General features: G+C 74.1%; 18 protein-coding genes. 10 read left to right on the forward strand and 8 right to left on the reverse strand.

Going from position 1 to position 24,564, the window contains the following annotated elements; translation table 11 throughout:
- Nucleotides 1–39: 39 nt before the first annotated feature.
- Nucleotides 40–4,752 (forward strand): hypothetical protein, encoded by a 4,713-nt coding sequence (locus ACGF1Z_RS28770; RefSeq protein ID WP_393008917.1) that lies wholly within the window; start codon nucleotides 40–42, stop codon nucleotides 4,750–4,752.
- A 146-nt stretch (nucleotides 4,753–4,898) separates the two neighbouring features.
- Here ACGF1Z_RS28770 and ACGF1Z_RS28775 read toward each other — a convergent pair whose 3' ends face one another.
- Nucleotides 4,899–5,237 carry a hypothetical protein gene (locus ACGF1Z_RS28775; protein WP_393008918.1) on the reverse strand — a complete coding sequence of 113 codons (339 nt, stop codon included), beginning with the start codon at nucleotides 5,235–5,237 and terminating at the stop codon, nucleotides 4,899–4,901.
- A gap of 472 nt (nucleotides 5,238–5,709) precedes the next feature.
- Between ACGF1Z_RS28775 and ACGF1Z_RS28780 the strand changes: the two genes are divergently transcribed.
- The 5 genes from ACGF1Z_RS28780 (at nucleotide 5,710) to ACGF1Z_RS28800 (ending at nucleotide 10,422) form a co-directional block, all read left to right on the forward strand.
- The gene (locus ACGF1Z_RS28780; protein WP_393008946.1) at nucleotides 5,710–8,439 is read left to right on the forward strand and encodes a nitrate- and nitrite sensing domain-containing protein; all 2,730 of its coding nucleotides are present in this window, start codon (nucleotides 5,710–5,712) and stop codon (nucleotides 8,437–8,439) included.
- Nucleotides 8,436–8,870 (forward strand): roadblock/LC7 domain-containing protein, encoded by a 435-nt coding sequence (locus tag ACGF1Z_RS28785; protein ID WP_393008919.1) that lies wholly within the window; start codon nucleotides 8,436–8,438, stop codon nucleotides 8,868–8,870. The genes ACGF1Z_RS28780 and ACGF1Z_RS28785 overlap by 4 nt, the downstream gene beginning before the upstream one ends.
- A 20-nt stretch (nucleotides 8,871–8,890) precedes the next feature.
- Nucleotides 8,891–9,298, forward strand: a complete 408-nt coding sequence (locus ACGF1Z_RS28790; RefSeq protein ID WP_376638148.1) for a DUF742 domain-containing protein — start codon at nucleotides 8,891–8,893, stop codon at nucleotides 9,296–9,298.
- Nucleotides 9,279–9,890 carry an ATP/GTP-binding protein gene (locus tag ACGF1Z_RS28795; RefSeq protein WP_393008920.1) on the forward strand — a complete coding sequence of 204 codons (612 nt, stop codon included), beginning with the start codon at nucleotides 9,279–9,281 and terminating at the stop codon, nucleotides 9,888–9,890. The genes ACGF1Z_RS28790 and ACGF1Z_RS28795 overlap by 20 nt, the downstream gene beginning before the upstream one ends.
- Nucleotides 9,891–9,987: 97 nt before the next feature.
- A complete protein-coding gene (locus ACGF1Z_RS28800) occupies nucleotides 9,988–10,422 on the forward strand; it encodes an ester cyclase (protein WP_393008921.1) in 435 nt (144 codons plus the stop codon).
- Nucleotides 10,423–10,432: 10 nt separating this feature from the next.
- On the opposite strand, the gene ACGF1Z_RS28805 is transcribed toward ACGF1Z_RS28800, so the two are convergent.
- The 3 genes from ACGF1Z_RS28805 to ACGF1Z_RS28815 form a co-directional block, all read right to left on the reverse strand.
- The gene (locus tag ACGF1Z_RS28805; protein ID WP_393008922.1) at nucleotides 10,433–11,620 is read right to left on the reverse strand and encodes a lipid-transfer protein; all 1,188 of its coding nucleotides are present in this window, start codon (nucleotides 11,618–11,620) and stop codon (nucleotides 10,433–10,435) included.
- Nucleotides 11,617–12,081 (reverse strand): Zn-ribbon domain-containing OB-fold protein, encoded by a 465-nt coding sequence (locus tag ACGF1Z_RS28810; RefSeq protein WP_393008923.1) that lies wholly within the window; start codon nucleotides 12,079–12,081, stop codon nucleotides 11,617–11,619. The genes ACGF1Z_RS28805 and ACGF1Z_RS28810 overlap by 4 nt, the downstream gene beginning before the upstream one ends.
- Nucleotides 12,082–12,149: 68 nt before the next feature.
- Nucleotides 12,150–12,968 carry a M15 family metallopeptidase gene (locus ACGF1Z_RS28815; protein ID WP_393008947.1) on the reverse strand — a complete coding sequence of 273 codons (819 nt, stop codon included), beginning with the start codon at nucleotides 12,966–12,968 and terminating at the stop codon, nucleotides 12,150–12,152.
- A gap of 16 nt (nucleotides 12,969–12,984) precedes the next feature.
- Between ACGF1Z_RS28815 and ACGF1Z_RS28820 the strand changes: the two genes are divergently transcribed.
- Nucleotides 12,985–13,557: an NUDIX domain-containing protein gene (locus ACGF1Z_RS28820; protein ID WP_393008924.1), complete on the forward strand. Its 573-nt coding sequence runs from the start codon at nucleotides 12,985–12,987 to the stop codon at nucleotides 13,555–13,557.
- A 17-nt stretch (nucleotides 13,558–13,574) separates the two neighbouring features.
- Here the strand turns inward: ACGF1Z_RS28820 and ACGF1Z_RS28825 are convergent, their stop codons facing one another.
- Nucleotides 13,575–15,932: a glycoside hydrolase family 31 protein gene (locus tag ACGF1Z_RS28825; protein WP_393008925.1), complete on the reverse strand. Its 2,358-nt coding sequence runs from the start codon at nucleotides 15,930–15,932 to the stop codon at nucleotides 13,575–13,577.
- A 217-nt stretch (nucleotides 15,933–16,149) separates the two neighbouring features.
- Between ACGF1Z_RS28825 and ACGF1Z_RS28830 the strand changes: the two genes are divergently transcribed.
- Nucleotides 16,150–18,123 (forward strand): acetoacetate--CoA ligase, encoded by a 1,974-nt coding sequence (locus ACGF1Z_RS28830; protein ID WP_393008926.1) that lies wholly within the window; start codon nucleotides 16,150–16,152, stop codon nucleotides 18,121–18,123.
- Between the two features lie 64 nt (nucleotides 18,124–18,187).
- Here ACGF1Z_RS28830 and ACGF1Z_RS28835 read toward each other — a convergent pair whose 3' ends face one another.
- Nucleotides 18,188–19,507, reverse strand: coding sequence for an aminotransferase class I/II-fold pyridoxal phosphate-dependent enzyme (locus ACGF1Z_RS28835; RefSeq protein ID WP_393008927.1), 1,320 nt, complete (start codon nucleotides 19,505–19,507; stop codon nucleotides 18,188–18,190).
- 48 nt (nucleotides 19,508–19,555) lie between these two features.
- Here ACGF1Z_RS28835 and ACGF1Z_RS28840 point away from each other — a divergent pair, with 48 nt between their 5' ends.
- Together ACGF1Z_RS28840 and ACGF1Z_RS28845 are read left to right on the forward strand one after the other, a co-directional pair.
- Nucleotides 19,556–20,839, forward strand: a complete 1,284-nt coding sequence (locus ACGF1Z_RS28840) for an MFS transporter (protein WP_393008928.1) — start codon at nucleotides 19,556–19,558, stop codon at nucleotides 20,837–20,839.
- 22 nt (nucleotides 20,840–20,861) lie between these two features.
- On the forward strand, nucleotides 20,862–21,752 hold the full coding sequence (locus ACGF1Z_RS28845) for a hypothetical protein (protein WP_393008929.1): 891 nt from the start codon (nucleotides 20,862–20,864) through the stop codon (nucleotides 21,750–21,752).
- A gap of 80 nt (nucleotides 21,753–21,832) precedes the next feature.
- Here the strand turns inward: ACGF1Z_RS28845 and ptsP are convergent, their stop codons facing one another.
- On the reverse strand, nucleotides 21,833–23,503 hold the full coding sequence (ptsP, locus tag ACGF1Z_RS28850; protein ID WP_393008930.1) for a phosphoenolpyruvate--protein phosphotransferase: 1,671 nt from the start codon (nucleotides 23,501–23,503) through the stop codon (nucleotides 21,833–21,835).
- Nucleotides 23,504–23,586: 83 nt separating this feature from the next.
- Nucleotides 23,587–24,036, reverse strand: coding sequence for a PTS glucose transporter subunit IIA (locus ACGF1Z_RS28855; protein ID WP_393008931.1), 450 nt, complete (start codon nucleotides 24,034–24,036; stop codon nucleotides 23,587–23,589).
- Nucleotides 24,037–24,564: the final 528 nt, after the last annotated feature.

Raw genomic sequence — 24,564 nt, forward strand, 5'->3', positions numbered from 1 at the left:
GCCGCCCGATCCACGAACGACACGACGAGAGTCCGCCGCATGTACGAGCTGTCCCGGGTCCGCCTCTACTCCATCGGTCCGGCCGGTGCCCGCTACGCCGACACCGTCCTGGACCTGCGCGGAGTCGGCGCGCCCGTGCCGCACCCCGCTCCCACCCAGGCGGAGTTCTTCGAGGAGGAGCCGGTCGGCCCGCCGCGCCGCCCGGCCCCCGCCGGCGTGCTCTTCCTGGAGAACGGCGGCGGCAAGTCCGTCCTGCTCAAGCTGATCTTCTCGGTCATGCTCCCGGGCCACCGCAACACCCTCGGCGGCGCCAGCTCCGGCGTGCTCCGCAAGTTCCTCCTCGCCGACGACTGCGGCCACGTCGCCCTGGAGTGGCAGCACACCCTCACCGGTGAACTCGTCGTCGTCGGCAAGGCCAGCGAGTGGCGCGGCCGCCAGGTCTCCAACGACCCGCGGAAGTTCGCCGAGGCCTGGTACTCCTTCCGCCCCGGCCCCGGGCTCAGCCTCGACAACCTGCCCGTCGCCGAGGCCACCGCCGTCCGGCCGCCCGTCGAGGGCAGCTCCGGCGCCTCCGGCAGGCGCCGCACGATGAAGGGATTCCGCGACGCCCTCACCGAGGCCGGGAAGACCTACCCGCACCTGGAGGTCTACTGGGAGGAGATCCACGACCGCTGGAACGAGCACCTCGGCGACCTGGGCCTCGACCCCGAACTCTTCCGCTACCAGCGGGAGATGAACGCCGACGAGGGCGAGGCGGCCGGCCTCTTCGCGGTCAAGAAGGACTCCGACTTCACCGACCTCCTGCTGCGCGCCGTCACCGACACCCGCGACACCGACGGCCTCGCCGACCTGGTCGGCGGCTTCGGGAACAAGCTCGGCCGCCGAGCCGAGCTCACCGCCGAGCGGGACTTCACGGCCGGCTCCGTCGACCTGCTCACCCGCATCGTCGAGGCAGCCGACACCCGCGCCCGCGCCCGTGAGGTGCACGCCGCCGCCGAGCGCCGCACCCGCTCCCTCGCCCGCCGGCTCTCCGCCCGCGCCGCCGAGGAGCGCGGCCGCACCGCCGAACTCGCCGAGCAGGTCACGCACGCCTCCCACGCCGTCGCCGACGCCGAGGCCGCGCGCGGCCGCAGCGCCCTCATCGCCGCCGAACTGGCCTACCGGCACGCCTCGCTGGCGCTGACCGCCGCCGAGAAGGGCGCCGCCGCGCAGCGCCGTGAGCTCACCGACGCCCGCACCCTGCACTCCGCCTGGCAGGCAGCCGAGTCCGTGCTGCGCCACCGCGCCGCGAGCGACCGCTCCGCCCGGGTGGCCGCCGCCATCCTCGAGGCCGAGCGGGACGCCGCCCCGGCGCTCGCGGCCCGCGCCACGGCCGCCGCCGATCTCGTACGGGCCTTGGCCGCCGCCGCCGAGGAGGGCGAGCGGCAGGCCGCAGAGGAGGAGGAGCGTTCCGCCGCCCTCCAGGAGGCCGGCGAGGCGGCCCACCGTGACGCCACCGCCGCCGCCACCGAGGCCCAGCGCGCCCGCAGCGAGGCCGGCCACCTGCGGCAGCGGCTCGCCGAGGTCGAGCAGGAGACGGCCGAGGCCGTCCGGGCCGGCTGGCTGGACGACTCCGCCCCCGACGCCGACCCCGCCCGGGCCGCACTCGCCGCGAGCGACGCCGAGAAGACCACCGTCGCCGCCTGGGACGCGGCCCGCGAGGTGGCCCGCACGGCCACCGAACGCGCCCGCGAGGCCGCCGCCGCCGAGTCCCGCGCCGAACTGGCCTCCGCCCGCGCCTCCGACGCCGCCGAGGCCGCCGAGAACGCCTACGACGCCGAGCGCCGCGCCGCCGAGTCCCTCGCCGCCGACCCGCGCCTGGCCGAACTCCTCTCCCTGCCCAGCGCCCCCACCACCCCGCTGCCGGGCCAGCGCTCCGGCGCCACCGGCGACGCCCCGGGCCGCCGCCCCGACCCGGCCGCGGCCGAGGACTCCGCCGCCTCCGGACTCGGCGCCGATCAGGCCGACGGCTCCCACGGCCCGCTCACCGTCACCGACTTCGACCGGTACGCCGACGAACTGCGGGCCCTGCTCGACCAGTCCATCGCCTCGGCCGAGCGCCAGCTCTTCGACCTGCGCACGGCCGCCGCCGACGACAACCGGATCCTGGGCGCCCTCGGCGACGGCGGCCTGCTGCCGCCCGGCCCCGACGTGCTCGCCACCGTCGAGTACCTGGGCGAGCACGGCATCCCGGCCCTCCCCGGCTGGCGCTATCTCGCCCAGGCCGTCGACCCGGCCGACCACGCCGCCGTCCTCGCCGCCCGCCCGGAACTGGTCGACGGCGTCGTGATCACCGACCCCGTCTCGTACACCCGCGCGCGTGAGGTGCTCGGCGCCGCCGCCCTGCTGCCCCGCTCGACCGTCGCCGTCGGCACCGCCGCCGCGCTGCTCGCGCCGGTGCCCGCGCCCGACAGCGGCCAGGACACGGACGTCTTCCTCGTGCCGCCGAACCCGGCCATGCACGATGAGCACGCCGCCGACGAGGAGCGCCAGGCGCTCCGTGCCCGCGCCGCCGCCCGCGACGAGGAGATCCGCAGCCTCGCCGCCCGGCTCACCGGCGACCGTTCCCTCGCCGCCCGGATCGCTGCCTGGCGCGCCGACTGCCCGCCCGGCATGCTCGCCGAGCTGTCCGCCGTCGCCGCCTCCGCGGCCACCGCCGCCGAGGCCGCGGCCGCCGCCCTCACCGAGGCCCGTACCGTACGGGCCGAGGCCGACGAGGCCGCCGCCGACGCCCTCCGGGTGCGCGACGAGCGCCAGGAGGCGGCCCAGCGCGCCCGCCGGGCCGCCGACGCCCTCGCGGGCCTCGCCTACCGGCTGCGCGAGCGCTCCGCCTGGCAGGCCAAGCTGCGCGAACTCGCCGACGACGCCGCCGAGTCCGAGGCCCGCGCCCAGACCTGCCTGGAGCGCGCCCGCGCCGCCGACGAGGACCGGCGGGCCGCCCAGCGCGCCGCCGACGACGCCCACCGCACCGCCCGGGCCCTGCGCGCCGAGCGCGCCGAGATCGCCGGAGCCCCGGAAGTCCTCCCCGAGCACGACGCCGACGCGCCGCGCGTCGCGCTTCCCACCCTCCGCGAGGCCTACCGGGCCGCCTCCCAGCTGTACGAGAAGGTCGGCGTCGGCGCCGACCTGCGCGCCGAGCAGGCCCGGGCCGAGAGCGACGAGTCCGCCGCCCTCGCCGAGCTCGACCGGCTCACCAACAAGGTCCGCACCCGTGCCGAGCAGCTCCTGGAGTCCACCGACGGTGCCGACGGCCCGTCCCGCCAGGCCGCCGCCGCCCGCGCCGAGGCCCTGGTCCAGAAGCTGGAGACGCGCGCCTCCGAGGCGAGCGAGAAGCTGGGCCGGCTCCGCGGCGAGGCCGAGCGGCTCGCCCCCGAGGACGGCCAGGAGCACACCGCGCTGCCCGAGGAGCTGATCCCGGCCGACGCCGAGCACGCCCAGGCCCTGCTCCGTACCGCCACCACCGAACTCGCCGCCCGTACCGACGCCCTGGAGTCGGCGCGGGCCGCCCACACCGGCCTGCTCCAGGCCCACCGGGCCGCCGAGGACGCCGCCGGCGGCTTCGACGAGACCGCGGCCCTCCTGCGCGACCTGCTCCGCGACCACGCGGACGAGGAGCAGGAGCAGCCCGAGCCGTATCCGGGCCCGCTGGCCGAGGCCCGTGACTCCGCGGCGGAGGCCCGGCGTTCGCTGCGCGGGTGCGCCGCCGACCTGTCGGCCGCCGACGCCGCCGTCCGCGAGGCCGGCGACATCCTCGTACGGCACGCCAACGCGACGCGTTTCGAGCAGGTCCGTACCCCGGCCCGGCAGCAGATCCGCGAACTGCCCGCCGCCGCGCTGCCGGAGCACGCCGCGAAGTGGGCCGAGGCCTTCGCGCCGCGGCTGCGGGTGCTCACCGACGAGTTGGCGCAGCTGGAGCGCAACCGCGACTCGATCGTGGACCGGTTGCGCGGCCTGGTGGAGTCGGCGCTCGCCACGCTGCGCTCGGCCCAGCGGCTCTCCCGGCTGCCCGAGGGCCTGGGGGAGTGGTCGGGCCAGGAGTTCCTGCGCATCCGCTTCGAGGAGCCCGACCAGGCCACGCTCACCGAGCGGCTCGGCGAGGTCGTCGACGAGGCCACCCGCGCCGCCGTGAGGAAGAACTCCGACCTGCGCCGGGACGGCATGTCCCTGCTGCTCCGCGGGGTCCAGGCCGCCCTCGAACCGAAGGGCGTCGCCGTGGAGATCCTCAAGCCGGACGCGGTTCTCCGCGCCGAGCGCGTCCCGGTCGGGCAGATGGGCGACGTCTTCTCCGGCGGCCAGCTGCTCACCGCCGCCATCGCGCTCTACTGCACGATGGCCGCGCTGCGCTCCAACGACCGGGGCCGGGACAAGCACCGCCACGCGGGCACGCTGTTCCTCGACAACCCGATCGGCCGGGCCAACGCCACGTACCTCCTGGAGCTCCAGCGGGCCGTGTCGGACGCGCTGGGCGTCCAGCTGCTGTACACCACGGGCCTGTTCGACACGACCGCCCTTGCCGAGTTCCCGCTGGTGATCCGGCTGCGGAACGACGCCGACCTGCGGGCCGGCCTGAAGTACATCAGCGTCGAGGAGCACCTGCGCCCGGGCCTGCCGCAGCCGAGGACGGAGGGCGAGACCATCCACGGCGAGATCACGGCGACCCGCATGTTCCGCCGTACGCCGTTGGAGCCGGCGGGGACGCCCGGCGAGGAGTGACGGCCGGGGCCGCCCGAGGTGAGGGTCCCGCTCGGTGCCACGGTCGAGCGGGCGAGGCCGGCGGAGAGCACCGCCGGCGGTGACGGAACGGGTGAGGGCCCGCCCCCGGCCGGGGGCGGGCCCTCACCCGTTCCGCGTGCTCCGGCTCAGGCGGCTTCCGTGAGCGGCGCCCGCTCCTCGCGGTGCCTCTCACGGCGCGTTCCGCGTTCCGCGCTGCTGGGCTCCGAGACGACGCCGTTGCGCTGGCGCCACACCTGACGGGTGATCCACACGTCGAGCACGCTCCAGGTCGCCACCACGGTGCTGGCCACCGCCGTGAGGGTCACGGGGAACGCCAGCCACGACCCGGTGACCGAACAGAAGAAGGCGACCATCGCCTGGATCAGCGTCACCGAGATGAACAGCAGGGCCCGCACCGCCGCCCTGCGGACCGGATCGGGCATCCGTCGCCGGCCCTTCTCGTCCTCCACCCACAACTGTCCCACCGGTCGCGCCTCGTGTCCCATCGCGCTGTCTCTCCCCACCACCGACGTCTCCAGGGTGGCGTCTGCCCGTCTTGCGTCGCTTTACGCGGACACAGCCCTCCCCGGTACAGAATGACGTACGACGGAGGGAAAAGGTTTCGCCGGGGTCCCTCTCGACCACGAGCGGAACAAACAGTTCCAGCCATCTGTCACGCGTCGGTCCGAGGACGGAAAATGTCGGACTGTCAGGTGTCCTACGCCACACTGACGGAACCCAACTCCCCGAATACCGGGACATCTCATGATCAACACTCACTCGACCGGCTGAAAATCGCCCGGACGCGTCTTCGAGATGGCTGTGATGCAGTAGTAGGCTCACGCCGCCGTTCGTTGAAGATGAAGATTGACGCTTCGTGTTGACCCTTCGTGTTGACATCAGGGCGTGCCGACATGAGAGACCTCCGTGGCGGCGGAGGCCGAGCTGGGGGAGGCCATGCGCTTTCGCGGGAAGTCCATCCGCAGGAAGATCGTGGCGTTGCTCCTCGTGCCGCTCGTCTCGCTCACCGGCCTGTGGGGTTTCGCGACGGTCCTCACCGGCCGCGAAGCCCGCCAACTCCTCGACGTCGGCTACATCGTCGAGAAGATCGGCTATCCCATCGAGGACACCGCGCGCGTCATCCAGAAGGAACGCCGCCAGTCCCTCGTCTACCTCGCCGACCCCCGCGCCGCCGAGGCCCTCACCACCCTGCGCGTCCAACGCGAGGCCACCGACCGGCAGATCGCGCTGATCCGGCGCAACGCCGCCGAGCCCGGCGTGCGCGACGACATGAGCCCCGTGACCGCCCAGCGGCTCGCCGGCCTCCTCGACGCCCTCGACGGCCTCTCCTCGCTGCGCCGTTCCGTCGAGAACCGCAGCATCGGCCGCATGCAGGCCCTCGACTTCTACAGCCGCCTCGTGGACCCCTGCTACGGCTTCCTGCTGAGCCTCCACGCGCTGGAGAACGTCGAGATGGACAAGCAGGGCCGTGCTCTCGTCGGCATCACCCGCGCCCGCGAACTCCTCTCCCGCGAGGACGCCCTCGTCGTGTCCGCGCTCCTCGCGGAGCGCGTCACGGCCGAGGAGATCCGCACGATCGGCGACCTCGCCGCGGGCCGCAAGGTCTACTACGAGGCCAACCTGGAGATCCTTCCCGGCTCCGAACGCGACCGCTTCGAGAAGTACTGGGCCGGCGCCGAGACCGCACCCCTGCGCCGGTCGGAGGAGGCGCTCATCGGCGCGGGCGCCACCGAGAACCCGCGCGCCGTCACCGCCGAGCGCTGGCAGGAGCAGACGAGCCCCGTCCTCGACGAGCTCGCCCGCGCGAACACCGCGGCCGGCGACCGCTACCAGGAGCGCGTCCAGCCCGCCGCGTACAGCGTCCTGCTGAAGGCGGGCGTCGCCGGCGTCCTCGGCTTCGTCGCGCTCCTCGTCTCGGTGATCGTCTCCGTCCGCATCGGCCGCGACCTCGTCCGCGACCTGCGCCGGCTGCGCAAGGAGGCCCAGGAGGTCTCCGGCGTCCGCCTGCCCAGCGTCATGCGCCGCCTCGCCGCCGGCGAACACGTCGACGTCGAGACCGAGGTGCCCCACCTCCGCTACGAGGACGACGAGGTCGGCCAGGTCGGCCAGGCCCTCAACACCCTCCAGCGCGCGGCCGTCGAGGCCGCGGTCAAGCAGGCCGACATGCGCCGCGGCGTCGCCGAGGTCTTCGTCAACCTCGCCCGCCGCAACCAGGTCCTGCTGCACCGCCAGCTCACCCTCCTCGACACCATGGAGCGCCGCACCGAGGACACCGACGAGCTCGCCGACCTGTTCCGGCTCGACCACCTCACCACCCGCATGCGCCGTCACGCGGAGGGCCTGGTGATCCTCTCCGGCGCCGCCCCCTCCCGCCAGTGGCGCAAGCCCGTCCAACTCATGGACGTCGTCCGCGCCGCCGTCGCCGAGGTCGAGGACTACGAGCGCATCGAGGTCCGCCGGCTGCCCCGGCTCGGCGTCGGCGGCCCCGCCGTCGCCGACCTCACCCACCTCATCGCCGAACTCCTCGAGAACGCCACCGTGTTCTCGCCCCCGCACACCGCCGTTCAGGTGCTCGGCGAGCGCGTCGCCAACGGCTTCACCCTGGAGATCCACGACCGCGGCCTCGGCATGAACCCCGACGCCCTGCTCGACGCCAACCTCCGCCTCGCCGAGACCCCCGAGTTCGAACTCTCCGACACCGACCGCCTCGGCCTCTTCGTGGTCAGCCGCCTGGCGCAGCGCCAGAACGTCCGCGTCTCGCTGCAGCCCTCGCCGTACGGCGGCACCACGGCGGTCGTCTTCATCCCGGCCGCGCTGCTCACCGACGCGCCCGAGACCCAGGGCGCCGGCTTCCGCCTCGACCGCAAGAGCCAGGACCGCAAGGAACCGGACCGCAAGGGCGTCTCCGGACCCGAGGGACTGCCGGGCCGCCGCCCCGCCCTCACCCAGGTCCGTGACGCCGGGCTCGACGGCCCCGTCGAGCTCGAAGCCCCGCTGGGCGCGGGTCTCGACGACCTGCTGAGCGGCGCGGCGGACCTGCTCGACACCGAGAGCGAGCGCGGCGGCCTCTTCCGGGCCCGCGAGCACCGCCGCCGTGGGGACCAGCACCAGCAGGTCCCCGGCGGTCACGGGGAGGACGACACGCCCGCGGCCCCCGTCGCGCTGCCGCGCCGCCGCCCGCCGACGCTCGTCGTCGACCACGGCCGCCGCGTCGACGAGGCGGGCCGTGCCCACCCGTCCGGCGGGCCGTCCGACCCGGACGCGCCCCGCAACGGCTCCCGCAACGGCGCCCGGCCGGAATCCCGTACCGGCCGCCGTCCCGAGGCCGGATCCGGCGCCGCCACGGGCTCCGGCGCCGACGACACGATGGAGCTCGCCCGCGTCCGGCCCGGCCCCACCCTCGTCCCCGTACCGCCGGAGGGCCCGGCCCCGTTCGGCGGCCTGCCCCGACGCGTCCGGCAGGCCAGCCTCGCGCCGCAGCTGCGCGCCGACGAGCCGCCGGCGCCCGCGGCCGCGGCCCCCGGCACCGACTCCGACTCCTTCGAGCGCGACGCCGAGGAGGTGCGCAGCCGCATGGCGTCCATGCAGCGCGGCTGGCAGCGCGGCCGACGACAGAACGCCGAAACGACAGCACCAGGAACGACACCCGAGGGGGACGGTCGATGACCGCACCGAACGCCGCAGCCAGCCAGAGCTCCGCCCACGGCAACGGGGAGCTGAACTGGCTCCTCGACGAGCTGGTCCAGCGCGTCGGCTCCATCCGCAAGGCCCTGGTGCTCTCCAGCGACGGCCTGCCCACCGGCGCCTCGCAGGACCTCTCGCGCGAGGACGGCGAGCACCTCGCCGCCGTCGCCTCCGGCTTCCACAGCCTCGCCAAGGGCGTGGGCCGGCACTTCGAGGCGGGCAGGGTCCGGCAGACCGTGGTCGAGCTGGAGGACGCCTTCCTCTTCGTCACCGCCGCCGGCGACGGCAGCTGCCTGGCCGTCCTCGCCGACGCCGACTCGGACGTCGGCCAGGTCGCGTACGAGATGACCCTCATGGTCAAGCGGGTCGGAGCGCATCTCACCACGGCGCCCAGGACCGGGCTGCCCAACTGAGGATGAGTGAGGGGGACGGCATGACCGACGCAGACCAGTCCCACGAGGACGCGGTCGGCCACTGGTTCGACGACGAGGCGGGCCCGGTGGTCCGCCCCTACGCGATGACCCGCGGCCGCACCAGCGCCGCCACCCGCCACCGGCTCGACCTGATCGCGTTGGTGGTGCCCGAACCGGCCGCCGACGACCCCGGCCGCGACCAGACGCTGTCCCCCGAGCATGTGGAGATCGTCGAGCGCTGCGCCGAGCAGCCCCAGTCGATCGCCGAACTCGCCGCGGGACTCGACCTCCCCGTCGGGGTGGTACGGGTCCTGGTCGGCGACCTCGTGGACGACGAGCTCGTCCACGTGACCCGCCCCGTTCCGCCGGCCGAACTGCCGGACGTGAGTATTCTCCGCGAGGTGATCAATGGCCTTCGGGCGCTCTAGCTCCAGCCGCAAGCAGCCGCCGGTCGAGCCGGTGACGCTGAAGATCCTCGTCGCGGGGGGCTTCGGCGTCGGCAAGACCACGCTGGTGGGCGCGGTGAGCGAGATCAGGCCGCTGCGGACGGAGGAGATCCTCAGCGAGGCGGGCCGGCCGGTCGACGACCTGCACGGCGTCGAGTCCAAGTCGACCACCACCGTCGCCATGGACTTCGGCCGGATCACGCTGCGCGAGGACCTGGTCCTGTACCTGTTCGGCACCCCGGGCCAGGACCGCTTCTGGTTCCTGTGGGACGAGCTCGCCCAGGGCGCCCTCGGCGCGGTCGTGCTCGCCGACACCCGGCGCCTGGAGGACAGCTTCGCCGCCATCGACTACTTCGAGCGGCGCGGCATCCCCTTCACGGTGGCCGTCAACTGCTTCGAGGGCGCCCGCCGCTACCCCCCGGAGACCGTCCGCGGCGCGCTCGACCTCGACCCCGAGGTCGAACTGCTGCTGTGCGACGCCCGCGACCGCGAGTCCGTCAAGAACGTCCTCGTGGCCGTCGTCGAGCACGCCCTGGTCCTCGCCGGGCACGGAGCCGCCCCCGTCGCCACCTGAGCGGCGAGGGCGGCCCGCCCCCGGCGGGTGTCACATTCCCGGCCGCCGTCTCGTCCTCCTGTCCGGACCCCCTTCAGGACCAGGCAGAGGAGAGACCATGCCGATAGCCGAGACGCAGCTCAACAGGGCGACGCTGGAGCGTTTCCACGCCGCCGCGAACAGCGGGGACGCCGATGCCGTCGCGAAGGCCGTCGACGAGTTCGTCGCACCGGACGCGCGGTTCCACGTGCCGGTAGCGACGGGCCAGACCGGTGCGGCGGCCCTCAAGCAGGTGTGGGAGGTGCTGCTGCGCGCCTACCCGGACCTGCACGTCGCCGTCGAGGAGACGATCGCGGAGGGCGACAAGGTCGTCACCAGGAACAGGGTGACCGGCACCCACCTGGGCGAGTACCGGGGCCTCCAGCCCACCGGAAGGACCGTCGACTACAGCGAGATCTTCGTCTTCCGCTTCGCCGGGGGGCGCATCGTCGAGATCCGCGGCGTCGTCGACGTCCTCGCGCAGCTGCGTCAGCTCGGCGCGCTGCCCTCCTGACGAGCGCGCCTCAACGGACCACCACCACCGCCGAACCATGGCCGAACAGGCCCTGGTTGGCGGTGATGCCGGTCCGCGCCCCCGGTACCTGCCGGTCGCCCGCCGTGCCCCGCAGCTGCCAGGTCAGCTCACAGACCTGCGCGATCGCCTGCGCCGGCACGGCCTCGCCGAACGAGGCCAGCCCACCGCTCGCGTTGACCGGCACCCGCCCGCCGAGCGCCGTGACCCCGTCCCGCAGCAGCTTGGCGCCCTCGCCCCGGCCGCACAGGCCGATGTCCTCGTACCACTCCAGCTCCAGGGCCGTGGACAGGTCGTACACCTCGGCCAGCGACAGGTCCTCCGGGCCGAGCCCCGCCTCCTCGTAGGCGGCCCGGGCGATCGAGGCCCGGAAGGTGCCGGGCGCGGGGGAGACCGCGATCGCCGAGTCCGTCGCGATGTCGGGCAGGTCCAGGACCGTCCTGGGATAGGCGGGGGTGACGGTGGACACCGCCCGGACGCGGACCGGGTCCGGCCGCCCGTGCCGGCGCGCGAAGTCCATGCTGGACAGGACGAGCGCCGCGCCCCCGTCGGAGGTCGCGCAGATGTCGAGCAGCCGCAGCGGATCGGCCACGACCGCGGAGGCGGCGACCTCCGCCGCGGTCACCGGCCTGCGGTAGCGGGCCAGCGGATTGAGCGCACCCGCCGCCGCGTTCTTGACCTTCACCTGGGCGAAGTCCTCCGGGGTGTCCCCGTACAGGGCCATCCGGCGGCGGGCGTAGAGCGCGAAGTAGGCCGGGTTGGTCGCCCCGAGCACCCGGAAGCGCAGCCAGTCCGGGTCGTCGGGGCGGTCGCCGCCCGCCGGGGCGAAGAAGCCCTTCGGTGCCGCGTCCGCGCCCACGACGAGGACCACGTCCGCGAGTCCGGCGAGGATCTGCGCCCGTGCGGCGCCGACGGCCTGGGCACCGGAGGCACAGGCCGCGTAGACGCTGGTGACCCGGGCGCCCTGCCAGCCGAGCGCCCGGGCGAAGGTGGCCCCGGCCACGTACCCGGGGTATCCGCCGCGCACCGTGTCCGCGCCGACGATCGACCCCACGTCGGGCCAGTCCAGCCCCGCGTCGGCGAGCGCGGCCCGGGCGGCCGCCGTGCCGTACGAGACGAACGAGCGGCCCCACTTGCCCCACGGGTGCATCCCCGCGCCGAGGACGGCGATGTCGGTCATGCCGCGCCCCCTTCCGCGACCGGCCGCCAGTGCCAGGTGGTCCAGACGTGCTCGGCGTCCTCATGGAGCACGCCGGGGACCAGTTCCACCTCCGCGCCGACCGTCAGATCGGCCGTCCGCACGCCCGGCGCGGCCTGCCCGAGGACCACCATGGCCTCCGCGGCCAGCTCCACCGCCACGAGGGTGTACGGCTCCCAGGGCGCGTCCGGGTCGGAGACGTAGGGAGCGGGCGGGCGGTAGCGGCCGTCGGTGTACGACCAGACCGTGCCGCGCCGGGACAGGGGCGTCTCGGTCAGCTCGCCCCCGCCGGGGCAGCGCGGATTGCGGCACAGGTCGTCCTCACGGGGGAAGAAGACGCAGGCGCAGGCCGTGCAGCGGGTCCCCAGGAGCCGGAAGTCCCCCTCGGGAAGCGTGTCGTCGGTGAACCAGCCGGCCACCACCGGCCTGCGCGTTCGTGCCATCCGTCGCCCCTCCCGTTATCTGACGATGCGTCAGAAGTCTGGCACGGGCAGACCTTCGGGGGAAGACGTCAGTGGCCCGCCACGGACCTCCGCGCCACGGGGAAGTCGAAGAAGGTGGCCGGGAACGGCTCCGGCCTGAACGTGAAGTGCCACCACTCCTCGGGCAGGTTGACGAAGCCCTGCTCGGCCAGCGCGCCGCGGAGCAGGTCCCGGTTGGCCCGCTGCGCGCCGGCGATCCGCGGGTCGTCGGTGTGCGAGAGCGTGTCGAAGCAGTCGAAGCCGGTGCCCATGTCGACGGAGTTGTCCGGGAAGCGCTCCGCCTGAGGCCTGAAGCACTCCGTCTGCGGCTCGCCCGGCACATACGGGCGGGTGGGCGGCGCGGGCAGCCGCACGATCGTCACGTCGACCGTCGAACCGCGACTGTGCCCGGACTTCTCCGCGATGTAACCGTCGGCGAACAGCCGCGACTTGTCGACGAGCGGATAGAACTCCCGCTTCATCCGCTCGTCGTCCAGGTCCTTCGCCCAGCGTACGAAGTGGTCCACCGCCCGCTGCGGCCGGTAGCAGTCGTACACCTTCAGCGTGTAGCCCCGGGCGAGCAGCCTCACCTGCGCCCGGTGCAGCGCTTCGGCGGCCGGCCGGGTGAGGAGGCACACCGGCTGCCGGTAGCCGTCGACCCGCTCGCCCACGAAGTTGTGCTCCGTGGCGTAGCGCATCTCCTGGAGGACCGTCCGGTCCACGCGGTCGAGCGCCACGAACTCCCGCGGAGCCTTCGGTTCCGGCGCACGGCCGGCGGCGCCGGCGGAGGGGGCGGCGGCGAGTGCGGTCAGCAGGCCGGCGGTGGCCAGCGCGCAGAGACCGCGGAGAACGGAGGCACGTCGTGTCAGTCGCTTCAGTCCTGTCATGGTGACCGTCTACCAGGTACGCCGGCGGCGGGAAAGGGTGATCGCATACGGTCGGCTCGTGACCGACTCCTCCCCGCACTCGCACTGTTCCTCCTGCGGCGCCCCCTACCCGGCCGAGGCCGGCTGGCCCCGCACCTGTCCCGCCTGCGGCGCGACGGCCTACCGCAACCCGCTCCCGGTCGCCGTCGCCCTGCTGCCCGTCACCGACCCGAGCGGCACCGCGCTCGTCGTCATCACCCGCACCATCCCGCCGCAGTCCGGGCGGGTCGCCCTGCCCGGCGGCTTCGTCGACTTCGGCGAGGACTGGCAGGAGGCCGTCGTGCGCGAACTGCGCGAGGAGACCGGCATCCAGGCCGGGGCCGCCGACGTCCGCCTCGCCGACGCCCTCAGCTCCCCGGCCGGCCACCTCCTCCTCTTCGGCCTCCTCCCGCCCCGCCCCGCCGCCGAACTCCCGCCCCCGGCGGCCACCGACGAGACGAGCGGGCACCACCTCCTGCACGGGCCGGAGGAACTCGCCTTCCCGCTGCACACGGAGGCCGTGCGGCGGTTCTTCGCCGGGGCGTACGGCTGACGGGCGACCGGCTCCGGTCAGCCCACCGATCCCCGCACCCGCACCGGCAGCTCCGCCTCCCGCACGCCCTCGTCCGTCACCCGCTCCACCACGACCCGCCCGCCGGCCAGCCGCGACTGATAGCGCTCGATCTCCGCCGGCTCCCACCCGTCGCCGGTGTCCCGCACAACCAGACCGCCACCCGTCCTCCCCGCGGCCGGCGCCCACACCTCCAGGGCCGGCCTGCCGTCCTCCTCGCCGCGCACGGGGATCACCGCGCCCGCCCGGGCGAGCACCGGCACGCGCGACAGCGGCGCGTCCAGGAGCACCTGCCCGGGTCCCTCGTACGGCTGCCCCGTCGCCGTGTCGTACCAGCGCCCCCGCGGCAGCCGTACGGCCCGGCGGTCCGTCCCGCGCGTGAGGACCGGCGCCACCAGCAGCGAGTCGCCGAGCAGGAAGGCGTCCTCGCAGTCGCGCAGCGCCCGGTCCTCCGGCGTCCCCCACCACACCGGGCGCACATAGGGCGCCCCCGTCATCCGCGCGAGCCGCGACAGGGTCACGAAGTACGGCCGCAGCCGCTCCCGTTCCGCCAGCGCCGCGCGCGCGTGCTCCAGCGCCTCCGGCCCGAACTCCCACGGCTCGCGCCGCCCCGCGTCGATCGCCGCGTGCGTGCGGAACAGCGGCAGCCACGCGCCGAGCTGGTACCAGCGCACGAACAGCTCGGGCGACGGACTCCCGTCGAAACCGCCCACGTCGGGCCCCGAGTACGGCACCCCGCACAGGCCGAGCCCGAGCACCAGGGCCAGCGAGGCTCGCAGCCCCGGCCAGCCCGTGGACACGTCGCCGGACCAGGTCCCGCCGTACCGCTGCATCCCCGCCCAGCCCGACCGGGAGAACAGGAAGGGCCGTTCCGCGGGCCGCAGCGCCCGCAGCCCCTCGTACCCGGCGCGGGCCATGGTGAGCCCGTACACGTTGTGCGCCTCGCGGTGGTCCCCGCCACGGCCCTCCAGACTGTGCCGCGCCGAGCGGGGGAGCGTCGGGTCGCCGAACGGCGCGAAGGAGACCGGCTCGTTCATGTCGTGCCACATGCCGGAGAAGCCCTGCCGCAGCCGCTCCTCGTAGAGCGTCCCCCACCACTTCCGCGTCTCCGGATCGGTGAAGTCCGGGTAGGCGCACTCCCCGGGCCACACCACCCCGTGCACCTCCTCGCCCCGGTCGTCCCGGACGAACGCCCCGACGGCCCGCCCGCCCTCGTACACCTCGTCGCCCGGCTCCGCCTTCACCGCCGGGTCCACGATCGACACCAGCCGCACCCCGCGTCCGCGCAGCTCCTCCGCGAGCCCGGGCAGGTCGGGGAAGCGCTCCCGGTCCACGGTGAACACCCGGTGCCGGTCGTAGTGGTCGATGTCCAGGTGCAGCACGGACAGCGGCAGCCGGTGGTCCCGGTAGCCGTCCACGACGCGCCGCACCTCCTGCTCGCTGCCGAAGCCCCAGCGCGCGTGCTGCGGCCCGAGGGCCCACGACGGCGGCAGCGCGGGCGCACCCGTCAGCGCCGCCCAGCCGTGCAGCACGCGCGCGGGGGTGCCGACCACGACCCAGCAGCGCAGCGGACCGCCGTCCATCCGCACCTCGCTGGTCCCCGGCCGGTCGTGCCCGGACCCGGCGCCCTCCTCGCCCTCGGCGAGGACGACCCGCCCGTCCCAGGAGTTGTCGTGGAAGGCCAGATGGGTCCCCGCGTCCGCCACCACCAGCTGCACCGGCATCGTGATGTAGAGCGGGTCGTCGCCCGGACCGAACCGCCCCTGCGGGTCGGTGTTCCACAGCCGGTACGTCCCGTCCCGCAGCCGCGGCCCGGCGGAGCGGCCGCCGAGACCGAAGAACCGGGCGTCCGCCGGCACCTCACTGCGCTGCACCCAGCGCGCGGCCCCGCCGCGCACCGGCTCCCACCATCGGGGCGGCAGGTCGCGGCGCAGCACCACCCCGCCCCGGGTGCGTACCTCCACCGCCCCGTGCCGGGACACCGCGACCGTCACCCGCTCCGAGACCACCCGCCAGCCGCCGTCCGTGTCCGGTTCCAGGACGGCCCGCGGGTCCGGCTCGGGCGGCTCGCCGGCCAGCGCGTACGAGGGCAGTGGCCCCGCCTCGTCCCACCCCCAGAAGACGGTGCCGCCCGCCGACACCGAGATCCGCAGCTCCGAACGGGCGAACCGGACGATCCCCCCGCCCGGCAGCGGCTCCACCTCGCCCATCGGACCCGGCACCCGGGCCCGCTCCGCCCCCCTCGGCGGCAGCGCCCTCGCGTCGGTACGGCGCTGCCGCCACGCCGACCGCACCGCCCGCAACCCCTGCACCGAACCCAGCACCTTCACCGAGCGCACCAGCTCACGACCGTCCATGCGGCTCACCCTGCCATCCGTGTGAGCGCGTGAGGGCTTCGTTCAACTGCCGTTCACCCGTGGTGGGAGCACATATTCAGCTGCCCGACCATGGGCGGGGAACCCTGGTGCGAACGAGGATCACATGGCATCGTCCCTGTCAGCCGCGTCACGCGCACACCCCAGCACGTGCGCGAGACACACGCAGACCCCGCGTACAGCCAGGGAGAGCCGACCCATGACATCAGCCCAGACCGAGCCGCTTTGGCAGCCTGACGAGGACCGCGTCGCCGCGGCCGCCGTCACCCGCTTCCAGGCCTGGGCGGCCGAGCGCCACGGAGCCCCCGCCGAGGGCGGCTACGAGGCCCTGCACCGCTGGTCCGTCGAGAACCTCGAAGCCTTCTGGGCGGCCGTCGCCGAGTGGTTCGACCTCCGCTTCGCCACCCCGTACGAGCGGGTCCTGGGGGACCGCTCCATGCCCGGCGCCGACTGGTTCCCGGGCGCCACCCTCAACTACGCCGAGCACGCGCTGCGCGCCGCCGAGGAGCGGCCCCATGACGCGGCACTGCTCCATGTGGACGAGACACATGAGCCGACCCCGATCAGCTGGGCCGAGCTCCGCCGCCAGGTCGGCTCCCTCGCCGCCGAGCTGCGCCGCCTCGGCGTCCGGCCGGGCGACCGCGTCAGCGGCTACCTGCCCAACATCCCCGAGGCCGTCGTCGCGCTCCTCGCGACCGCCGCCGTCGGCGCCGTCTGGACCTCCTGCGCCCCCGACTTCGGCGCCCGCAGCGTCCTCGACCGCTTCCAGCAGGTCGAGCCCGTCGTCCTGTTCACCGTCGACGGCTACCGCTACGGCGGCAAGGAGCACGACCGCCGCGACACCGTCGCCGAGCTGCGGGCCGAACTGCCCTCGCTGCGCGCCGTCGTGCACATCCCGCTGCTCGGCACGCCCACCCCGGACGGCGCGCTGGCCTGGTCCGCGCTCACCGCCGCCGACGCCGAGCCGGTCTTCGAGCAGGTCCCGTTCTCCCACCCGCTGTGGGTCCTCTACTCCTCCGGCACGACCGGCCTGCCCAAGGCGATCGTGCAGTCCCAGGGAGGCATCCTCGTCGAGCACGTCAAGCAGCTGGGCCTGCACTGTGACCTCGGCCCCGAGGACGTGTTCTTCTGGTACACCTCCACCGGCTGGATGATGTGGAACTTCCTCGTCTCCGGCCTGCTCACCGGCACCACCGTCGTCCTCTACGACGGCAGCCCCGGCCACCCCGACACCGCCGCCCAGTGGCGGGTCGCCGAGCGCACCGGCGCCACCCTGTACGGCACCTCCGCCGCCTACGTCATGGCCTGTGCCAAGGCCGACGTCCACCCCGGCCGCGACTTCGACCTCTCCCGGGTGAAGTGCGTGGCCACCACCGGCTCGCCGCTGCCGCCCGACGGCTTCCGCTGGCTCCACGACGAGGTCCGCGAGGACCTGTGGATCGCCTCCGTCAGCGGGGGCACCGACGTCTGCTCCTGCTTCGCCGGCGCCGTCCCCACCCTCCCGGTGCACATCGGCGAGCTCCAGGCCGCCGGCCTCGGCACCGACCTGCAGTCCTGGGACCCCTCGGGCAAGCCGCTCGTCGGCGAGGTCGGCGAGCTCGTCGTCACCAACCCCATGCCGTCCATGCCGATCCGCTTCTGGAACGACCCGGACGGCAGCCGCTACCGCGACAGCTACTTCGAGATGTTCCCCGGGGTCTGGCGCCACGGTGACTGGATCACGATCACCGACCGCGGCTCGGTGATCATCCACGGCCGCTCCGACTCCACCCTGAACCGGCAGGGCGTCCGCATGGGCAGCGCCGACATCTACGAGGCCGTCGAGCGCCTGCCGGAGATCCGCGAGTCCCTCGTCATCGGCCTGGAGGAGCCGGACGGCGGCTACTGGATGCCGCTCTTCGTGCACCTCGCCGACGGCGCCACCCTCGACGAGGAGCTGATCGCCCGCATCAGGAGCACGATCCGCAGCGAGCTCTCCCCGCGCCACGTCCCCGACGAGATCATCGAGATCCCGGCCGTCCCGCACACCCTGACCGGCAAGCGCATCGAGGTCCCGGTCAAGCGCCTCCTGCAGGGCACCCCGATGGCCAAGGCGGTCAACCCGGGTTCGGTCGACGACATCGGGCTGCTGCGCTTCTACGAGGAGCTGGCCCGCACCCGCCGCGCCGGGTAACCGGGCGACACGACGCGTGAGGGGCCCCCGGCGGCGCGCGGCCGGGGGCCCCTCACGCATCGCCTCAGCCTCCGTAGGTGGCCTGCGCGTCGCCCAGCACCGCCGCGAAGTCCGCCGCCAGCCGCGCGGCTTCCGCCGGCACGAGCGTCGACGTCGTGATCCGTACGGCCGTGGGCGCGGCGATCCGGAACCGCGCCCCCGCCGCGACCCACCAGCCCAGCGTCCGCAGCCCGTTCACCGCCGCCGACTCGTCGCGCACCGGCACCCACACGTTGAGCCCGCTCTCCCCGAAGGAGCGGATGCCGTACGAGCCGAGGGCCGCCGTCAGCGCCTGCCGCCGTTGCGTGTACGCGACCTCGCCGGCGGCCACGAGCCGGGTGACCGCGGGATCGGCGAGCAGGCCGGCGACCGTCTCCTGCAGGATGTGGCTGACCCACCCCGACGTCATCACCATGCGCCCGTCGTGCCGTGCCAGGGTCACCGCGTCACCGGCGACCGCGGCCCACCGCAGGTCGACCCCCAGCCGCTTGGAGACGGTCCGCACCTGCGCCCAGCGGTCCAGGCCCGCCGCGCTGAGCGTCGGCGCCACCGGACCCGTGAACTCCACGTTGTAGTCGTCCTCGACGACCAGGACTTCGGGGAACTCCCTGAGCAGCGACACCAGTTCGTCCCGCCGGGCGGGGGAGAAGGACGCTCCGGTGGGGCACTGGGCACGGGGGGTGCAGACCACGGCCCGCACTCCGGCCCGCAGCGCCGCCCGCAGGGACTCGGGGACGATCCCCTCGCGGTCCACGGTCACCGGCACCATGCGCAGTCCCAACGCCGGCACGAGGTCCAGGAGATGGTGGAAGCCCGGGTCCTCCACGGCGACCGCGTCCCCCGGTCGCAGCTCGACGGAGAGCAGCCGGGCGATGCAGTCGAGCGCCCCGTGCGCGAACGTCACCCGCTCCGCCGGCACGCCGTCCCTGGCGAACCAGGCGCGCGTCAGCTCCTCGAGCGCCGCGAGACGGGGGGCGGCGCGGTGCGAGCCGTACACCGGACGCACCTCGGCGGGGGGCCGGAGCACCGGCAGGAAGGCGGGGTCGGGAAGGCCGGTGGCCAGGTCGACCACCCCCGGGGGGATCCGCGGCGGCCGCCGGGAGGCCACCGAGGGGGCCTCCGCCACCACGGTGCCGCCCCGGCCGCGCGTGACCACGAGACCGCGCTGCCGCAGTTCCCGGTACGCCGTCGCGACGGTGCCGGGACTGACGCCGAGCTCCTCGGCGAGCCGGCGCACGGGAGGCAGGGCGTCGCCCGGCGCGAGCTCGCCCTCGGTCACCCCGCGCTCCACCGATGCGGCGATTCCCTTGGCCGTCGCCCCACTGATCGAATATTGTGTTGCCACGTACTGAACTATGTATCAATACAAAACTCGTTGTCAAGGGGGAACCGAGTGAGCCGCACCGACTCATGGCACCGCACCGCTCTCGACCGCATACCCGGCGGACGCGACGGCCGACGCATGCTCCTCGTCAGCATCATCGACAAGACCGGCACCGGACTCTGGGCCGGCTGCACCGCCCTCTACTTCACCTACGTCTCCGGACTCGGCCTCGGCCAGGTCGGCCTCCTCATGACCGTCGCCGGCGGCGTCGGCATCGCCGGAGCCCCGCTCGCCGGCCGCCTCGCCGACCGCTTCCCCCTCGTCCGCGTCATCGTCGGCGCCCAGCTCATGCGCGGCGCCGCCCTCCTCGCCCTCCTCACCACCGACGACTTCCTCCTCCTCACCCTCTTCTCCGCCCTCGGCGCCCTCCCCGACCGCGCCGGCAGCGTCCTCATCAAGCTCTACGCCGCCCGCCTCGCCGGCCCCGACCGCGTCCGGTACCAGGCCATCCAGCGCACCACCGTCAACATCGGCTGGTCCATCGGCGGCCTCGGCGCCGCCGCCGCACTCGCCACCGGCAGCACCCGCGCCTACGGCCTCCTCCTCATCGGCAACGTCGTCACCTACCTCGTCATCGCCGCCCTCACCCTGCGCTGCGCCGAACCCCCCGCCCCCTCCCGCGTCGCCGCCACCTCGGCCGACACCCCGAGGAACCGGCCCGCCGGCCCCTGGCGCGACCGCACCTTCCTCGCCTACACCGCCACCGAGGCCGCCCTCTTCCTCGACGACACGATCCTCCAGGTCGCCGTCCCCCTCTGGATCGTCCACGCCACCGCCGCACCCGTCGGGCTCGCCCCGCTGCTCCTCGTCCTCAACACCGTCCTGGTCGTCCTCTTCCAGGTCCCCCTCTCCCGCTACGGCGCCACCACCCCCGCCGCCCGCCGCCTGCTCGTCCCGCTCGCCGGCCTCCTCGTCCTCGGCACCCTCGGCCTCGCCGCCTCCGCGGCCGGCGGCCGCACCGTCGCCGTCAGCGCCCTCGTCCTCGCCGTCGTGGCCCTCACCTTCGCCGAGATCATCCACGCCACCGCCTCGTGGGAGCTCTCCGTCGCCCTCGCCCCCGCCGAGGCCCAGGGCGCCTACCTCGGCGTCCACGGACTCGCCCAGTCCACCCAGCGCTTCGCCGGACCCCTCCTCGTCACCGGCGTCATGACCGCCGGCCCCCTCGCCTGGCCCGTCCTCGGCCTCGCTCTGGTCGCCGCCGGCGCCGCCCAGTACCGCGTGACCCGCGACCGCGCCACCGAACCCGACCCGTCGTCACTGTCAGTCCCCACGGTTACGGTGAGTGAGCACTGATCGACAGCGCTCAGGGGGAGACATGACCACGCACCACACCACCGCCACACTGCGCCGCGCCCTGCGCAGGGAGGTGGCCGAGACCGTCGCCCTCCTCGCCGACGAGGAGGACTTCACCACCATGCGCCAGTACACGACCTTCGCCTTCGACGACCACGGGCGCTATCTGCACCACGTCGAAGAACTCCTCAGGACCCTCGCCGCCAACGGCGGCCACACCACCGTCGCCCTCTTCGACCCCGAGGAGTACGCCGAGTACTGCACCGACAACGGAATCGACCCGGACCGCTCCACCAGCCGCAGCCGCTACACCGCCGAACGCGCAGCCACCGGCGCCCGCGTCCTCTATACCGGCCAGTCCCTCAGCACCCTCGTCCCCACCCTCATCGACACCGCCGCCCGCCGCGCCACCTGGGAGTACGCCACCATGCTCCTCACCGAGGCCGGCACCTGCCCGGACTGCGGCCAGGACATCGGCCGGGCCTCCTTCGACCACGCCTCCCAGCTCCTGTTCCGCCTCCTCGAAGCCGCGGGAACAGGCACCCACCACCTCGTGTGCAGCATCCCCGCCGAGGACGAGCAACTCCTCGCCACCCTCCGCACCGTCCGCGACGCCACGGGCCCCGCACGGCTCGACAGATCCCAGGGCGCCGAATTCGTCTCCGTCCTCGCCGCCGGACTCGCCCTCGACACCCCCGGCGGCGTCGTCCTGCGCACCACCACTCCCGGCGCACCCGACCGCCTCCACGGCTGGCGCCTCCGCGGCGGACACCTCCACCCCCTCACCGAGGCCGAGGTCTTCGACGCCTACTGCACCGACGCCCTGACCGGCGAACCCATCGCCCCCGAACCCCACGTCGACTACCGCGCGGGCTTCCCCCTCACACCCCCCGACACGGCACACCCCCACTGACGCCGAAGGGGCTCCCCGCCACACCGGCGGGAAGCCCCTTCGACACCGAACCACGACGGCCCACGGCCGCCGCCCGGGAATCACTCCCCGGACAGCACCGCCTGCGCCGCCATCCGCGCGTCGTGCGCGGTGTCCGCGGCACGCGCCGCGGCAGCCGCGCGCTCGCACTGCGCGAGCGTGTACTTGGCCAGCGTCGCCCGCACGTACGGAATCGACGCCGCACCCATCGACAGCGAGGTCACGCCCAGCCCCGTCAGCACACAGGCCAGCAGCGGATCCGCCGCGGCCTCACCACAGACACCACAGCTCTTGCCCTCGGCCTTGGCCGACTCGGCGGACAGCGCCACCAGGTCGAGCAGCGCCGGCTGCCACGGATCCTGCAGCCGCGACACCGCACCCACCTGACGGTCGGCGGCGAAGGTGTACTGCGCCAGGTCGTTCGTGCCCAGCGAAAGGAACTCGACCTCCTGCAGGATCGAACGCGCCCGGAGCGCGGCGGACGGAATCTCCACCATCGCGCCGAACTTCGCCCGCAACCCCGCCTCACGGCACGCGTCGGCGAACGCCTTCGCATCCGTGCGGTCGGCCACCATCGGCGCCATGACCTCCAGGTACACCGGCAGACCCTCGGCGGCCTTCGCCAGCGCCGTCAGCTGCGTCCGCAGCACCTCCGGATGGTCGAGAAGCGTCCGCAGACCCCGGACACCCAGCGCCGGGTTCGGCTCGTCCGCCGGCGTCAGGAAGTCCAGCGGCTTGTCCGCGCCCGCGTCCAGCACCCGCACGACCACACGGCCCTCGGGGAACGCCTCGAGCACCTTGCGGTATGCCTCGACCTGCTTCTCCTCGGACGGCGCCTGCTTGCTGTCGTCCAGGAACAGGAACTCCGTACGGAACAGACCCACGCCCTCGGCCCCGGCCTCGACCGCGGCCGGCACGTCCGCGGGACCGCCCACGTTCGCCAGCAGCGGCACCTTGTGCCCGTCCGAGGTCGCACCGGGACCGCTGGAAGCCGACAGCGCCGCCTTCCGCTGCTCGGCGGCCCTGGTCAGCGCCTCCCGCTTCTCGTCGCTCGGCTCCACGAAGATCTCGCCCGTGGAACCGTCCACCGCGATGACGGTGCCCTCGGCCAGCTCACCCGCACCGGGCAGCGCGACCACGGCCGGCACCCCCAGAGCACGCGCGAGGATCGCACTGTGACTCGTCGGGCCGCCCTCCTCGGTCACGAAGCCGAGCACCAGCGTCGGGTCGAGCAGCGCCGTGTCGGCGGGCGCCAGGTCCCGCGCGATCAGCACGTACGGCTCGTCGCTGTCCGGGACACCCGGCATCGGCACACCGAGCAGCCGCGCCACGATCCGGTTGCGCACGTCGTCCAGGTCGGCCACCCGGCCGGCCATGTACTCACCGGCCCCCGCGAGCAGCTCCCGGTAGTGCGAGAACGCGTCGTAGACGGCCCGCTCCGCCGTGCTGCCCACCGCGATCCGGCGGTCCACGTCGGCGGCCAGCTCGGGGTCCTGCGCGATCAGCGCCTGGGCCTCCAGCACCGCCTGAGCCTCGCCGCCGGCCAGGTTGCCCCGGGCGATGAGGTCCGCGGCCACAGCCTCCACGGCCTGTCGGGCGCGCCCCTGCTCGCGCTCCGCCTCGTCGGCCGCGATCTGCTTGGCCGGCGGTTCGAGGACCGCCGTGCCCATGTGCCGGACCTCGCCGATCGCCACACCGTGGCTGACCCCGACGCCTCGCAGCGTTGTCTCCATCTCACCCGTCTCCGATAGAGCGGCGGCCGGGGCCGCCGCGTTGAATGTCGTACGCGTGCCCGTCGTCGAGGACGGGCCGGCGGTCAGCTCCAGGAGAAGAGCGCGTCGCCGGCCTTGACGTCCTGGGCGTCGAGGACATCGGAGAGGGAGTCCGCGGTGGCCTCGAGCGCCACGACCGGACAGACGGGGGACTTGCCGGCGGCCACGACCTCGGCAGGGTTCCAGCGCACGACGGCCTGTCCGCGCGTCACGGTGTCGCCCTTGTTCACGAGGAGCTCGAAGCCCTCACCGTTGAGCTGGACGGTGTCGATCCCGAGGTGGGTCAGCACACCGTGGCCTTCGGCGTCGACGACGACGAAGGCGTGGGGGTGGAGAGAGACGACGACGCCGTCGACGGGCGAGACGGCCTCGGAGGGCTCGAGCACGGGGTCGATGGCGGTACCGGGACCGACCATCGCGCCGGAGAAGACGGGGTCGGGTACAGCAGCGAGACCGATGGCGCGTCCAGCGAGTGGCGACGTCACGTGGGTCATGGGAAGCCTCCCAGGGGCGGAGATGGTGTGGCGCCGTCACTACCTGTCCTGGACGGCGTACTGTTCAGAAGCCTATGTCATGGGAAGTCCCGGTTCCGCACGAGACGTACCAGTTGGCGGACCTAGGGACTACCGGAAACGATTTGCCTCAAGTGGCGTAGGGATGTACTGTCGTACTCCTGCCTGACCCCAACGCGACGTTGAGTCGTGGGTCGGCAGCGCCTATCAAGCCAGATCCTAACCCCAGTGGTCTACACCTCTGCGTGCTCTTGCCTCGCGGAGGGCGTGGTCGGGGGGACCGAGAAAGCCTGGTAGTGTTTGACCCCGCCGAAGGGCCCGAAAGGCGAAAGCTGCGAATTCGGGACCGGAAGGCACCGAGGAAATCGGGTCGGAAAGATCTGATAGAGTCGGAAACGAAGGAAGCGCCCGGAGAAAAGCCCGAGAGGGTGAGTACGAAGGAAGCGTCCGCACCTTGAGAACTCAACAGCGTGCCAAAAATCAACGCCAGATTAGTTGATACCCCGTCCA

This window comes from Streptomyces sp. NPDC048018 (genome assembly GCF_043202995.1).
Classification (GTDB): Bacteria; Actinomycetota; Actinomycetes; order Streptomycetales; family Streptomycetaceae; genus Streptomyces.

What these genes read in the sequence shown, in the direction of transcription:
- ACGF1Z_RS28790 (WP_376638148.1), top strand. Translation starts at nt 8,891, where the DNA reads ATGACCGACGCAGACCAGTCCCACGAGGACGCGGTCGGCCACTGGTTC.
- ACGF1Z_RS28845 (WP_393008929.1), top strand. Translation starts at nt 20,862, where the DNA reads ATGACCACGCACCACACCACCGCCACACTGCGCCGCGCCCTGCGCAGG.
- ACGF1Z_RS28810 (WP_393008923.1), bottom strand. Translation starts at nt 12,081, where the DNA reads ATGGCACGAACGCGCAGGCCGGTGGTGGCCGGCTGGTTCACCGACGAC.
- ACGF1Z_RS28800 (WP_393008921.1), top strand. Translation starts at nt 9,988, where the DNA reads ATGCCGATAGCCGAGACGCAGCTCAACAGGGCGACGCTGGAGCGTTTC.
- ACGF1Z_RS28820 (WP_393008924.1), top strand. Translation starts at nt 12,985, where the DNA reads ATGGTGACCGTCTACCAGGTACGCCGGCGGCGGGAAAGGGTGATCGCA.
- ACGF1Z_RS28855 (WP_393008931.1), bottom strand. Translation starts at nt 24,036, where the DNA reads ATGACCCACGTGACGTCGCCACTCGCTGGACGCGCCATCGGTCTCGCT.
- ACGF1Z_RS28830 (WP_393008926.1), top strand. Translation starts at nt 16,150, where the DNA reads ATGACATCAGCCCAGACCGAGCCGCTTTGGCAGCCTGACGAGGACCGC.
- ACGF1Z_RS28785 (WP_393008919.1), top strand. Translation starts at nt 8,436, where the DNA reads ATGACCGCACCGAACGCCGCAGCCAGCCAGAGCTCCGCCCACGGCAAC.
- ptsP (WP_393008930.1), bottom strand. Translation starts at nt 23,503, where the DNA reads ATGGAGACAACGCTGCGAGGCGTCGGGGTCAGCCACGGTGTGGCGATC.
- ACGF1Z_RS28780 (WP_393008946.1), top strand. Translation starts at nt 5,710, where the DNA reads ATGCGCTTTCGCGGGAAGTCCATCCGCAGGAAGATCGTGGCGTTGCTC.
- ACGF1Z_RS28795 (WP_393008920.1), top strand. Translation starts at nt 9,279, where the DNA reads ATGGCCTTCGGGCGCTCTAGCTCCAGCCGCAAGCAGCCGCCGGTCGAG.
- ACGF1Z_RS28770 (WP_393008917.1), top strand. Translation starts at nt 40, where the DNA reads ATGTACGAGCTGTCCCGGGTCCGCCTCTACTCCATCGGTCCGGCCGGT.
- ACGF1Z_RS28805 (WP_393008922.1), bottom strand. Translation starts at nt 11,620, where the DNA reads ATGACCGACATCGCCGTCCTCGGCGCGGGGATGCACCCGTGGGGCAAG.
- ACGF1Z_RS28825 (WP_393008925.1), bottom strand. Translation starts at nt 15,932, where the DNA reads ATGGACGGTCGTGAGCTGGTGCGCTCGGTGAAGGTGCTGGGTTCGGTG.